The organism is Pseudomonas sp. ATCC PTA-122608, assembly GCF_001952855.1.
Taxonomy (GTDB): Bacteria; Pseudomonadota; Gammaproteobacteria; order Pseudomonadales; family Pseudomonadaceae; genus Aquipseudomonas.
On sequence record NZ_LPNO01000002.1, the window covers coordinates 319,946 to 333,365 of the forward strand.

Annotated in this window: 11 protein-coding genes; 5 read left to right on the forward strand and 6 right to left on the reverse strand. The window is 62.5% G+C overall.

Features of this window, described 5'->3' with window-relative positions:
• Positions 1-41: 41 nt before the first annotated feature.
• The 4 genes from pnuC to AU074_RS03990 all read left to right on the forward strand — a co-directional run bounded on the left by pnuC (position 42) and on the right by AU074_RS03990 (position 3,871).
• Positions 42-605 (forward strand): nicotinamide riboside transporter PnuC, encoded by a 564-nt coding sequence (gene pnuC / locus AU074_RS03975; protein WP_076013592.1) that lies wholly within the window; start codon positions 42-44, stop codon positions 603-605.
• Entirely contained in the window at positions 602-1,123 is a 522-nt protein-coding gene (locus AU074_RS03980; RefSeq protein WP_076013593.1) for an AAA family ATPase, read from the forward strand. The genes pnuC and AU074_RS03980 overlap by 4 nt, the downstream gene beginning before the upstream one ends.
• Before the next feature lie 18 nt (positions 1,124-1,141).
• A complete protein-coding gene (locus AU074_RS03985; protein ID WP_076013594.1) occupies positions 1,142-2,284 on the forward strand; it encodes an NAD(P)/FAD-dependent oxidoreductase in 1,143 nt (380 codons plus the stop codon).
• Positions 2,285-2,353: 69 nt separating this feature from the next.
• On the forward strand, positions 2,354-3,871 hold the full coding sequence (locus AU074_RS03990) for an FAD-dependent oxidoreductase (protein WP_076013595.1): 1,518 nt from the start codon (positions 2,354-2,356) through the stop codon (positions 3,869-3,871).
• Here the strand turns inward: AU074_RS03990 and xth are convergent.
• On the reverse strand, positions 3,868-4,662 hold the full coding sequence (gene xth, locus AU074_RS03995) for an exodeoxyribonuclease III (protein ID WP_076013596.1): 795 nt from the start codon (positions 4,660-4,662) through the stop codon (positions 3,868-3,870). The genes AU074_RS03990 and xth overlap by 4 nt on opposite strands.
• Positions 4,663-4,738: 76 nt before the next feature.
• Positions 4,739-6,463 carry a gamma-glutamyltransferase gene (gene ggt, locus AU074_RS04000; RefSeq protein ID WP_076013597.1) on the reverse strand — a complete coding sequence of 575 codons (1,725 nt, stop codon included), beginning with the start codon at positions 6,461-6,463 and terminating at the stop codon, positions 4,739-4,741.
• Positions 6,464-6,615: 152 nt separating this feature from the next.
• Here ggt and AU074_RS04005 point away from each other — a divergent pair, with 152 nt between their 5' ends.
• A complete protein-coding gene (locus AU074_RS04005; protein WP_076013598.1) occupies positions 6,616-7,272 on the forward strand; it encodes a TetR/AcrR family transcriptional regulator in 657 nt (218 codons plus the stop codon).
• A gap of 120 nt (positions 7,273-7,392) precedes the next feature.
• On the opposite strand, the gene AU074_RS04010 is transcribed toward AU074_RS04005, so the two are convergent.
• The 4 genes from AU074_RS04010 to AU074_RS04025 form a co-directional block, all read right to left on the reverse strand.
• On the reverse strand, positions 7,393-10,929 hold the full coding sequence (locus AU074_RS04010; RefSeq protein WP_076013720.1) for a molybdopterin cofactor-binding domain-containing protein: 3,537 nt from the start codon (positions 10,927-10,929) through the stop codon (positions 7,393-7,395).
• 16 nt (positions 10,930-10,945) lie between these two features.
• Positions 10,946-11,422 carry a (2Fe-2S)-binding protein gene (locus AU074_RS04015; protein WP_076013599.1) on the reverse strand — a complete coding sequence of 159 codons (477 nt, stop codon included), beginning with the start codon at positions 11,420-11,422 and terminating at the stop codon, positions 10,946-10,948.
• 252 nt (positions 11,423-11,674) lie between these two features.
• The gene (locus AU074_RS04020; RefSeq protein WP_076013600.1) at positions 11,675-12,109 is read right to left on the reverse strand and encodes a MarR family winged helix-turn-helix transcriptional regulator; all 435 of its coding nucleotides are present in this window, start codon (positions 12,107-12,109) and stop codon (positions 11,675-11,677) included.
• Positions 12,110-12,264: 155 nt separating this feature from the next.
• On the reverse strand, positions 12,265-13,317 hold the full coding sequence (locus tag AU074_RS04025; protein WP_076013601.1) for a 2,5-dihydroxypyridine 5,6-dioxygenase: 1,053 nt from the start codon (positions 13,315-13,317) through the stop codon (positions 12,265-12,267).
• Positions 13,318-13,420 lie beyond the last annotated feature (103 nt).

Below are 13,420 nucleotides of genomic sequence, written 5' to 3' on the forward strand. Positions count from 1 at the left end.
GTTACAATCACCGCCCTCTTCGACTCCCCCAAGGAACCGCCATGTCCGGGCTTGAACTGTTTGCCGCCGCCCTGGGGGTGATCGCTGTCTGGTTGACGGTTAAACAGAACCCGTGGTGCTGGCCCATCGGCCTGGTGATGGTGCTGCTGTACACCTGGATCTTCTTCGATGTGAAGCTCTACTCCGACATGCTCCTGCAAGTCATCTACGCCGGCCTGCAGCTCTACGGCTGGTGGCAGTGGACCCGTGCCGGCGAGGTCAAGCAAGGCCGGCAAGTCACCAGCCTGGGCCTGCAACCGATCCTGCAAGGCCTGGCCGTGGGTGCCCTGGGCAGCCTGTTGCTGGGCGCCGCCATGGCCCACTGGACCGACGCCGCACAACCCTGGCTGGACGCGGCCCTGACCGGTTTCAGCCTGGTGGCGCAAATGTGGATGGCGCAAAAGCGTGTGCAGTGCTGGCCATTGTGGGTTGCCCTGGATGTGATCTTTGTCGGGCTGTTCCTCTATAAAGGCCTGTACCTCACCGCCGCACTCTATGCCTTGTTCACCGTGATCGCCGTGCAAGGCTGGCGCGAATGGCGCGCCGACCCGGCGCTGCACGCATGAAAGTCGTGGTATTGGCCGGCCCGGAATCCAGCGGTAAAAGCTGGCTGGCCGCGCAATTGCAGGCGCATTTTGGCGGTGTGATGGTGGGCGAATACGTGCGCCATTTCATCGACCACCACCAGCGCGATACCACCCTGGCCGATATCCCCGACATCGCCCGTGGCCAACTGGCCTGGGAAGACGCCGCCCGCGCCCGGCAGCCAGACTTGCTGATCCTGGATACCAACCTGCTGACCAATAAGCTGTGGAGCCAGACCCTGTTTGGCGACTGCCCGGCCTGGCTCGACAGCGAACTGCTCGCCCGCCACTACGACCTGCACCTGTTGCTGTCTCCGGAGGACGTGGAATGGACTGCTGACGGCCAGCGCTGCCAGCCGGAGTTTGCCGACCGCTTGGCATTTTTCCAGGCCAGCCTTGACTGGCTGGAGCAACATCATCAGCCGTTACGGATCATCCGTGGGGATTGGCAAGCACGTCAGGACCAAGCGTTTTCAGCGGTGGAACAATTATTGGATTGACCGGCGAGGACAGTTTTCATGAATAGCTCATTACGCGTCGCCATAGTCGGAGGCGGCCCCGCCGGGCTGACCCTGGCACGGATTCTCACGATCAACGGCTTTACCGCCAGCGTGTTCGAGCGCGAGCGCGGGCCACTGGAACGACCCCAGGGTGGCACCCTGGATTTACACGTTGAATCCGGCCAACTGGCGCTCAAAAAAGCCGGCCTTGAAGATGCCTTCCACACCATCGCCCGTTATGAAGACCAAGGCTCGCGCCTGATGGATAAACACGCGCGACTGCTGTTTGAAGACCCCAGTCCGGCCGCCGGCGACCGTCCGGAAGTCGACCGCACCGCCTTGCGGCAAATCCTCCTGGATTCATTGCCTGCTGATTGCGTGAAATGGGACGTCAACGTCAGCGAGATCCGCCAGGCCGGGGACGCGTGCTGGACCGTGCTTCAGGGCGACACCGTCCACGGCCCGTTTGACCTGGTCGTCGGCGCCGACGGTGCCTGGTCGAAAGTGCGCCCCTTGCTGTCGCGCTATCAGCCTCAATACAGCGGGCTGACGTTTATCGAGTTCGGGGTTGATGACGTCGACCGCCGCCACCCGGCCCTGGCCACGCTCGTCGGCCAGGGCAAACTGGACGTTTCGGGCGACGCCAGGTTGCTGGTCGTGCAACGCAACGCCAACGCGCATCTGCGCGGCTATGGAATCTTTCGCGTTCCCACTGACTGGGCAGCGCAGCAGCTGGACTGGTCTTCGCCACAGGCGACCCGGCAATCGCTGCTGGCGCAGTTCGAAGGTTGGCACCCGGACATCCTGGCGCTGCTGCACGCCTCAAACGAGCGCTTTCTGTCCCGGGCCATTTACGCGCTGCCCGTCGGGCATCACTGGGCACACCGCCCAGGCCTGACCCTGATCGGCGATGCCGCACACCTGATGTCACCGTTTGGTGGTGAAGGCGTCAATGCGGCGATGCTCGACGCCGCAGAGTTGGCCCGGCACCTGATCGGAAACAGCACATGCTCCGAGTCGGTAAAGGCCTATGAAGCCGAGATGTTCGAGCGCATAGAGCCGATCGCCCGCGAGAGCGCCGACGCAGCGGCTACCCAGTTGTCCCATGACGATATCGCGCTCTCCCTGGCTCACTTTCACAGCCACAGCGCGCACGGCTGAAGACCGGTTATCGGGTCAACGCAGCTCTCCACCCAGGGCACAGGTCAATCCTTAAAAGGAGATTGGCCTATGAACATGCGCATTGTTGCCCGCTTGATCAACTTGCCCGAAGACCGTGGCGTTCGTGTTGAAACCGCCGCCCACAAGCTCCTGCTGGTGCGGTCGGGCAACCAGGTGCGGGCCTATCAGGCGGAGTGTCCCCACGCCGGGGCGCCTTTGGAGCAAGGCGTAATCTGTGACGGGAGGATCATTTGCCCATGGCACAAGGCGGCCTTCCGGGTAGAGGACGGCCAGGTCTGCGAGCCGCCCGCATTGGTGCAGCTCACGCAGTACCCGGTGGAGATTCACGATGGCGTGGTCAGTGTGGGCGACAAAGCGCTGCCCTCTTCATCCGCCCCACAGGCCAGTGATTCCCGCTGCTTTATCGTGATTGGCGCCGGCGCAGCGGGCTCGGCGGCCGTCGCCACCCTGCGCCGCGAGGGCTTCAGCGGCCGCCTGCTGTGGATCGACCAGGAGCAAAATCCTGCTTACGACCGAACCGCCTTGAGCAAATTCGTCATCGCAGGCGAGATGCCGCCCGACGAAACCCCACCGTTGCTGGATGAAGCCAGCTACCGCGACATCCAGATCCACGGCGAAGTCCAAAACCTTGACCCTCACGCCAAATGCCTCCAACTCGTAGACGGTCGCCGCTTCGACTACGACGCGGCGCTGCTGGCCACTGGCGGCGAGGCCAAACCGCTGGATATTCCGGGCACCGTACTCAATAACGTCTTTGTGCTGCGCTCACGAGACGATGCGGCGCGCATCGTTGAGGCTGCGCAACCGGGCAAATGCGCGGTGGTCATCGGCGACAGCTTTATTGGCCTGGAGGCCGCGTCAGCGTTGCGCAAGCGTGGGTTGACGGTGCAGGTCGTGGGCCGTCACGAGATTCCGCTGGCAGCGCAACTGGGCAAGCGCATTGGCGCCTCACTGCGCCAGTTGCATGAAGCCAACGGCGTGATATTCCACAGCGCCAGTGAGCCCGCGCGCCTCGAAGGACATGGTGACGTCACGACGGTCGTACTGAAAAACGGCCATAGACTGGCCGCAGACCTGGTGCTGATGGGAGTCGGTGTAACACCCGCCACCGGGTTCGTCCGCGGGCTGGAAACCGCCGATGACCAATCGTTGAAAGCAGACGCGAATTTGCGCGTCGCGCCTGGTTTATGGGCAGCCGGCGACATGGTGACCTTCCCATGGAACGACCACCCCGTGCGTATCGAACACTGGCGCGTGGCGCAGCAACTCGGGGTGCTGGCGGCGCGCAACATGCTGGGGGCCGAGCAGGCGTTTGCCGATGTGCCGTTCTTCTGGACCTATCACTTCGGCAAGACCTTCGAACTGCTGGGCCATCCCCGCCACTGGAATCAACTCCACGTGGAAGGTGACCTGCAGCACCACCACTTCATCGCCCTGCTCTGCCGTGGCGATGAAGTGGAAGCAGTGGTTGCCTGTGAACATCAGCGGGCGATGGCGCTGCTCTCGCAACGCATGAAGCACCCGCTGAAAAAGGCCGAGGTGCTTGAGCTGATCCGCGGGCTCTAACGATTCTTGCGGGTGCCGAGCTGAATCCAGGTCGGCGCATGGTCGCTGGCGTGGGGCTCGTTGCGCACCCACGCATCCACGCCGGCGCCTTTCAGATAAGGCTTGAGCGCCGGATTGAGCAGCAAGTGGTCAATTCGCAGGCCGGCGTTTTTCTGCCAGTGCTGGCGGAAATAATCCCAGAAGGTATAAACCCGCTCATCGGGATACAGATGGCGCAAGGCGTCCGTCCAGCCTTGCTCCAGCAGGCGCTGGTAACAGTCACGAGTTTGCGGTTGCAGCAATGCGCCCTTGAGCCAGGAGCGCGGGTTGTAGATATCGAGGTCAGTGGGCACCACATTGAAATCCCCGGCCAGCAACACTGGGTGTTCACTGGATTGCAGGTGCCTGGCGTAGTCGATCAGCCGTTCAAACCACGCCAGCTTGTAGTCGAATTTCGGCCCCGGCTGGGGGTTTCCGTTGGGCAAGTACAGGCAGCCCACCAGAACGCCGTGCACAGCGGCTTCGAGGTAGCGGCTTTGATGGTCGGCGTCATCGCCGGGCAAACCCCGGCGGCTTTCCAGCGGTTGCGCGTCGCGGGCCAGAATCGCCACGCCGTTCCACGAGGCCTGGCCCAGGCACAACGCACCGTAGCCGGCTGCGTCAAAGTCGTTGAAAGGAAACAGGCTGTCGGGCGCCTTGAGTTCTTGCAGGCAGACAATGTCGGGCTGTTCCCGCGCCAGCCATTCCAGCAGATTGGGCAGGCGGGCGCGGATGCCATTGATGTTGAAGGTCGCGATCTTCAGCGCTTTCATGGGAAGGGTCCTTCCAGGGCTCTTGGAGTAGAGCCCGGAAGGTGTTCGGTCGTTCCGTTTTCAGGCGCGATTGACTTCAGTAGCCCAACGACAACCCGGTATTGCGCCGTGGGTCATTGGCCCCATAGAAACGGTTATTGCCGACCGGCTTGCCGTCCAGGGACGGTGCGCCCACCAGGATGGCGGCCAGGTGGTTGGCATCCTGCGGGCCGGCGAACTTGTGGCCCCAGCCTTCGAGGATTTTCTGGGTGTCGGGGCTCAGGGCAAAGCGCTCGATATTGGTCGCCTCAGGCAGCCATTGCTGGTGGAAACGCGGGGCGTCCACGGCTTCCTGGATGTTCATCTTGTAGTCGATCACATTGAGGATGGTCAGCAAAGTAGCCGTGATGATACGGCTGCCCCCCGGCGTACCCACCACCATCACCGCCTTGCCGTCCTTGGTGACGATGGTCGGGCTCATGGACGACAGCGGCGTCTTGCCCGGCGCGATGGCGTTGGCTTCACCCTGGACCAGGCCGTACATGTTCGGCACGCCGATCTTGGAGGTGAAGTCGTCCATTTCGTCGTTGAGGATTACCCCGGTCTTGCTCGCCATTACACCGGCGCCGAACCAGTCGTTGAGGGTGTAGGTCACCGAGACGGCGTTGCCCCACTTGTCGACGATGGAGTAGTGGGTGGTGTTATTGCCTTCGTGAGGCGAAACCCCGGGCTTGATGTCCTGAGAGATCCCGGCCTTCTGCGGGTCGATGGCGGCGCGCAGTTTGGCGGCGTAGTCCTTGTCCAGCAGGTGCTCGACCGGGTTCTGCACAAAGTCCGGGTCGCCGAGGTAGCTGTTGCGGTCGACGTAGGCGTGGCGCATGGCCTCGATCTGGTAGTGCAAGCCTTGGGCGGAGTGATAGCCGAGGTCGGCCATCGGGTAGCCTTCGAGGATGTTCATGATCTCGCAGATCACCACGCCGCCGGAACTCGGTGGTGGCGCGGAGACCACGTGGTAGCCACGGTAGTCACATTCAATGGGCGCCAGTTCGCGGGTCTTGTATTTGTCCAGGTCGGCCTGGGTGATAATGCCTTTGCCCGATTGGCTGGAATCGACAATCGCCTTGGCTACCCAGCCTTTGTAGAAGCCGTCGGTGCCCTTGGCGGAGATTTCCCGCAGGGTTTTCGCCAGGTCTTTCTGCACCAGTTTCTGGCCCACCAGCATCGGCTCGCCACCGTGGAGGAAGATGCCGCGCAGGTCCTTGTCTTTCTTGAATTCGTCGGTGGCAGTGTGCAGCAGGTCAATATCGCCCTGCTCCAGGGCAAAACCGTCTTCGGCCAGCTTGATTGCCGGGGCGATCACCTGGGCGCGCTTGAGGGTGCCGTATTTGCTCAACGCCAGCTCCATGCCCGACACGGTGCCGGGTACGCCGACGGCCAGGTGACCTTTGGAACTGAGGTCGGGGACGACGTTGCCGTCCTTGTCCAGGTACATGTCGGCAGTGGCTGCCAGCGGGGCTTTTTCGCGGAAGTCGAGGAAGGTCTTGCGCCCGTCGGCCAGTTGCACGGTCATGAAGCCGCCGCCGCCCAGGTTGCCGGCCGCCGGGTACACCACGGCCAGGGCGTAACCCACTGCGACCGCCGCATCCACGGCATTGCCACCGGCCTTGAGCACGTCCACGCCCACATGGGTAGCGAGGTGCTGAGCCGTGACCACCATGCCATTTTCGCCAGCCACCGGCGCCTGGGAGGCCGCCTGTACACCGCTGACGGTCAGCACCCACGCGGTGGCAATCAAAGTTCGGGTAAACGGTTGGTATTTCATCCCTGCATACTCTGTTTATTAGAAGAACTAGAAAGTAATACGTTTCCGATCCAAGCCCCAGCGTTATGCCGCGTTTGTGACAGAGCCTGTCGGTAACGGAATAATGCCCATGCTATATTCCGGGCCTTTACGCTGCGCAGCAGAGGCTTTCGATGGTGATCAAGAAGACCGGTATCCGCGCCCAGCAAGCCGACCAGACCCGCGCGCGGATTCTCCAGGCGGCGGTCAAGGTCTTCACCCGCGACGGCTATTCCGGCGGGCGTGTGGAAAGCATTTCCCGGGAGGCCGACTCCAACGACCGCATGCTGTATTACTACTTCGGCAGCAAGGAGCACCTGTTTGTGTGTGTGCTGGAGCACACCTATGAACAGTTCAACAAGGCCGAAAGCAAACTCAAGCTCGACCTGACTGCGCCGGTGCAAGCGTTGCAGGCGCTGGTGGGGTTTATCTGGAATTACTACGTCAAGCATCCCGAGTTTGTGGCGATCCTGAGTATCGAGAACCTGCATAAGGGCAAGCATGCGAAGCAGTCCGGGGAGCTGCGGCGGTTGTCTGGGGAGGCAGTTGGGGTATTGCGGCCGATCATTGAAGCGGGCCAGGCCCAGGGGCTGTTTCGTGAGGATGTGGACATCAAGCACGTGTATTTGATGATTGCTTCGTTGTGCTACTTCTATAACTCCAACCAGCACACGCTGAGTTCGTTTCTGGGGGAGGATTTGGCGGATAAGACACAGCAGCAGGATTGGCTGGGGTTTATCAGTGATCTGGTGTTGCGTGGGGTATGCCTGACACCGCCTGTCCAACGGTAGAACCGGGATCTAAATGTGGGAGCGGGCTTGCTCGCGAATGCGGTTCGTCAGTCGCCAAATGCATTGACTGATATACCGCATTCGCGAGCAAGCCCGCTCCCACATTTTTGACCGTGTGAATCAATGGGTGCCGGGGTTGGCTCGCAGGTGCGCCACGGTTTGCTCGAGGCCTTCCCACTGCGGTGCATTGGGCGCGAAGCGGGTACGCAGGTATGACGCCAGCTCTGCCACTTGGGTATTGGACAGACTGTCCTTGAACGCCGGCATGTACCCCAGATCCTTGGTCGCCGGGGTGCTGATCCCTTGCAAAATCACCTTGATCAGATTATCCGGTTGATCGCTGTGCACGTTGGTATTGGTCGCCAGTGACGGGCTGACCCCGAACAGTTTCGGCCCCTGCCCGTCGGCATGGCAGGCTTTGCACGAACCTTCAAATACCCTTCGCCCATTGGCATTGGGCACCGTCGCGGCCGCCACCACCTGCGCTTCTGCCGCCGCGCTGTCATTCAGCGAAGCCAGGTACACCGCCATCGCGCGGATGTCGGTCTTGGGCAATTTCGCCAGTTCTGTCACCACCGGCCCCATCGGTCCTGTCGCTACACCGTGGGCATCGGAATAACCGGTGCTCAAATAGGTGAACAATTGGTCCTCGGTCCACGGCGTCGGCGCCTTGGACAAGCCATTCAACGCCGGCGCGTCCCAACCATCCACCCTGCCGCCCGCGAGGAACGCTTTACCGCCCTTCTCCGCCCCCATCAGGTTGCGCGGCGAGTGGCACGCCGCGCAGTGGCCCAGTCCGTTGACCAGATAGGCGCCGCGATTCCATTGCTCACTTCTTTGGGGTTGCACGCTGATTTCCCCTCGGCGCAAAAACAGTGCATTCCACCCGGCCATCAACGGCCGGATATTGAACGGAAACTTCATCGCATTCTGTACCGGTGCCTGGCTGACCGGCGCCTGGGACATCAGGTAGGCGTACAGCGCCTGCATGTCCGCATCGTTGATATTGCGAAACGCGGTATAGGGAAACGCCGGGTACAGGTTACGCCCGTCGCGGGCGATGCCGTCGCGCATTGCCCGCTCAAACGCCGGGTAGGACCAGTTGCCAATCCCGGTCTTCTCGTCCGGGGTGATGTTGCTGCTGTACAGCGTGCCGAACGGCGTATGCATGGCCAGCCCGCCGGCATTGGTGGCGCCACCCGGCGCCGTGTGACACACCGCGCAATCCCCTACGGCCGCGAGCAAACGCCCGCGCTCCAGGGTGGCCTTGGACCAGGTGCCGGCGCTGGGCGGGGCGATCGGGGCGATCTCACTGTGAAACGGCCACGCGGTGGCGGCCATGCCCAGTACCGCGCCAAAAGCGGCGAACAATGAACCGAACAGCCATTTGCGGCGCTTCTCCGGGGACTTCGCCGGCTCGCCCAGCGTGCCTGCATTCAGCGCAGCCAGCACGCGCTCGGGGGTAATCGGCAGCTCGCGAAAACGAATCCCGGTGGCGTCGTAGATCGCATTGGCGATCGCCGCCGCGCTGGGTACCGAGGCGGACTCCCCGGCGCCCATCGGCGGCTGGTCCTGGCGCGGCATCATCAGTACGTCGATCTGCGGTACTTCAGGAAAGGTCAGGATCGGATAACCGCCCCACTCCTTGCTCGCCACGGTGGACTCTTCAAAGGTCACACGTTCCTTGAGCACGCGGCTGGTGGACTGGATCACATTGCCGTGGATCTGATGCTGCACCCCCGCCGGGTTGATCATCATCCCCGAGTCGTGCCCGATCACCACGCGGGTCACCGAGACATCGCCGGTCTGCTTGTCGATGGCCACATCCGCCACCCAGGCCGCCCACGCCGCGCCGAAGCCGGGGAATTTGCTGTGGATGTAACGCGCGTAGGCAAAGCCTCGGCCTCGCAGCAGGTGGTCTTCGTTGGCGGTTTGCATCGGCGCAGTGCGCGGTGCCCAGTTGGCCCGCTCGGCGGTGGATTTCACCAGGTCGATGGCGCGCTCATCCTTCAGGTAACGCAGGCGGTATTCCACCGGATCGACGCCGGCGGCAAAGGCCAGTTCGTCGATATAGGATTCATGGGCGAAGGTGTTGGGCAGCGCCGACACACCGCGCATCCACGAGGCACGCACGATCGGCGCCATGTCGTTGATGGTGACGCGCATGTTGTCGATGTCGTAGGGCGGGATTGAGGTGCGGTCGCCCATTTCGAACATCGCCGCCACCGGCTCGACCCGGCCGGTCAGCAGCAGCGCCAGGGTGGGCGCGCCGTTGGACGGGTAGCTGGTTTCAAAGTCATAGCCGGCGATGCTGCCGTCGGCGTTCAGGCCGCCGTCGACATCCATCAATTGCGCGGTGCCCTTGGGTTCCCACAGGTGCTCCTGTTCGCGGGTCAGTTGCACCCGCACCGGCTTGCCCACGGCGCGGGACAGCAGCAACGCGTCAGCGCACACGTCATCCGCGCAATTGCGGCCGTAGCAGCCGGCCGCCTCCATGCGGATCACGTCGATGGATTCTTCCGGGCACTCCAGCAGCCACGCAAGATCAGCCCGCAGCAGGTGCGGGTTCTGGCTGCCGGACCAGACCCGGCTGACCCCGGGCTGATAATCCGCCACGCCGCAGGACGGGCCGATGGAACCGTGCATCTGGTACGGCCACAGGTAGGTGCGCGGCATGCGCTGGCTGGCGGCGGCCAGGGCTTCGTCGACGCGGCCCTGGTCGAGCACGGTTCGGCGTACCCGTGGGTTATCGCGAATCGCCTGCTCCACATCGCTCATGTCCGGCAGTTGGTTATTCCAGGGTTTCCAGTGAACCCGCAGTTCCTGGGCGGCCTTGATTGCCTGTTCTTCACGCAGGGCGACCACACCGACAAAATCGCGAATCACCACCACGGCAATAATGCCCGGGATATGGGCAATGGATGATTCGTCGACGTTCAGCAGGCTATTGCCGACAAAATCACCGCAATCCAGCCCCGCATAAGGTGGGCGGATCACCCGGCCGTGGAGCATGTCCGGCACGCGCATGTCGTGCACGTACGTCAGCTCTCCGGTGGCCTTGCCCGGGATATCCACCCGGGCTGCGCCCTTGCCCACCAGGCGGTAATCGGCGATGGCTTTAAGCGGTGCGTCGCCGCTGATGCGCAGTTCGTCATGCTCGCCCGTGACCAGTTCGCCATAGGTGATGGTGCGTCCGTCCTCGGTGCTAATCACACCCGCGTCGACTTTCAGGCTCTGTGCATTGACCGACCAACGTTGCGCCGCCCGCATCAGCAGGAAACGCCGGGCTTCGGCGGCGGCATTGCGCAACGGGATCGCGGAGATCTGCAAGGTTGCGCTGGCGATGGTCGCACCCTGGTTCGGCGCCCGTTCGGTGTCGCCCAGCACCATGCGCACCTGTTCCATGGTCAGGTCCAGTTCCTCGGCGACGATTTGCGCCAGGGACGTGCGAATGCCGGTGCCCAGGTCGACATGCCCGTTGAAGGCGTACACCAGCCCGTCATCGTTCACCGCGATAAACAGCCCCAGTTCCTTGGGCTTGACCGTCGGTGTACCGCCCTTGGCCACCGGCCCCGAAGGCGGCAGCACGTCGTCGACGATCAGCAGGACGCCGGCCTTGGCCAGCCATTGGTCGCGGGAAGGGATTGTGTCAGTCATGGTCATCGATCCACGTTCAAGGCGTTTGGCGGGCGGCACGCAGCACCGCGCGGAGGATTTCGATATGGGTGCCGCAACGGCAGAGGTTGCCCGACAGTTCGCTGCGCACCTCGGCTTCGCTGGGGTTGGGGTTGCGGTCGAGCAAGGCCTTGGCGGTCATGATCATGCCGTTGAGGCAGTAGCCGCACTGCGCGGCCTGCTCGTCGATAAAGGCCTGTTGCACCGGGTGCGGGGTTTCGCGGGTGCCGAGGCCTTCCAGGGTGACGATGTCGCGGCCCACGGCGCCCGACAGTGGGAAGACGCAGGAGCGTGCAGCCACACCGTCGATGATTACCGTGCAGGCGCCGCACTCCCCCAGGCCGCAGCCGTATTTGGGGCCGTTGAGTTGCAGGTCATTGCGCAGGATCAGCAATAGCGGGGTGTCGGCCATCGCGCTGACTTCGCTGGTGTGACCGTTGACCTCAAGCGTTACCGTGATGTGCTGGCTGATCATTCGCTTCGCCCGTTGGGTTTGGTGAAGTGTCCACTACATCAAACAGTCAAAAAAAACGTCGCGTACCTGGGGTCTCGCGACACACTTGACTGGTGAAGTGGTTACTACATCAAAGCAGAGCAAAAACGGTGCCAGCCCTTTGTAGGAGCGAGCTTGCTCGCGAAAAACTCAGGGACACCGCGGGGAACCAGACTAAGCGCGTTATCGTTAACGCCCTTCGCGAGCAAGCTCCTACATAGGTTGGCGGGGCTTTCAGGTTTGGGGGTCGTCGATCATTTTGCGTAGCAGGAACAGTACGGCGACACGTTCGGCGGGGTTGAGGTTGCTCAGGGTCAGTTCGGTGATGGTGGCGGCGCAGGGTACGGTTTGCTGCACCAGGACGGCGCCGGAGTCGGACAGGTTGACTACGACTTTGCGTTTGTCCTGGGGATCGGGTTCGAGGGTGATCAGTTCGCGGGCCTTGAGGCGTTCGACGATGCCGCGGATGGTCGCCTGGTCGACGGCGGTGGCCTTGACGAGTTCAGTGAGCGAGCTTGCACCGTGATCGCGCAGGGCGCACAGGGTGACGAACTGCACGGCGGTGAGCTGGGAGTCGCCGACGTTCTGCTGGAAGATCGCCAGGTGGCGCTGGTAGGCCTTGCGCAACAGGTGGCCGACTTGCTCGGAGAAAACGTAGGAATCAGGCACGGCGGGCTCGGGGAGGCGGTGGTCGATGGGGTGGCATCTTACATCTGTAGGAGCGAGCTTGCTCGCGAAGGTCGTCAACGATGACGCGGGGGGTCTGGTTTCCCTCGGTGTCCTTGAGTTTTTCGCGAACAAGCTCGCTCCTACAGGTGGAGGTGTCAGGGGGCCAGGGAGGCCTTGGGGGCTACGACGTCGCCGGCGATGACGACGGCTTGGTCATCAAGGTAGACGTCGCAATTGCGCAGCGGGATGTCCATGTGGCACGGAGTTTTGCGGGTGCCGCCGACTTCGGTGTTCGGGCCGGTGGAGAACAGGAAGTTGCCGTAGAACGCCCGGGCGTCCATGCACATGCCGTCGTTCTTGTCGTGCAGGCCCATGGCGGTCCATTGCGCCCGTGGCTGCAGGCCCCAGCCGATGTGGGAGATGCCGTAAACCTCAGGGTCGTTGAAGTATTTCATGTAGTCGCGCAGGTATTCGGCTTCGAAACCGCCATGGATTTTGGTGATGAAGCCCTTCTCGATCTCCAGGGTGATTTTCTCGCGGGTGTAGGTCTTGAACGGCAGCAGGATGTCGCCGATATCCAGCACCAGCACGCCTTCGGCGGTTTCTTCATTGGGCCAGGAGAACAGGAAGCCGCTGGGCCAGTGATCCCAGCGCCCGGGCTCGTCAGCAAAGCCGTATTCGGTGACGGACGGGTATTGCCCCAACGCTGCACGAAAATCACTGCCGGCGCGGGATTTGACGTGGATCGAGCGGGCCTTTTTCAGCAGCTCTTCAGCAGCCAGCACCCGCACCTTGTCTTCTTCGGTAGGCAGCATGCGCGCCAGTACTTCCGGGGGTTCTACCGCCAGCAGGATGCGTGTGCCGGTCTTGAGGATCTGTTCCTGCTCCGGCGAGTGCAACAGCATCATGGTGTCGACGATCAGGTCCGCCGCCTCCAGCGCCCGCTGGGCTGCGATGTTGCCGGTCAGCGCGGTGTCGCCGCAGTAGGCGGTCATGTCATTGCCCATCGCCCGGGGGTGGTTGAACGACGGTAATTCCACCGCATACACCTTGGCCCCCAGGCGCTGCGCCGCATCCATCGCCGCGCGCACGGTGCGCGGGTCGGAGTAATGGCTCTTGAGCACGGCAACGCTCTGGGTCGGGTCGACCTTAGAGAGCTTCAACACGTGCTCAAACATCTGGGTCAGTTCGCAATCACTTACCGGCATTTCCTGTCTCCTCAGCTGCTGCACCAAGATCTTGCAGTGCGCTTCACTCTAGTGCGTTTTTATAGCGTATACGCCAATTAATCACGATAAGAACTGATTTTAG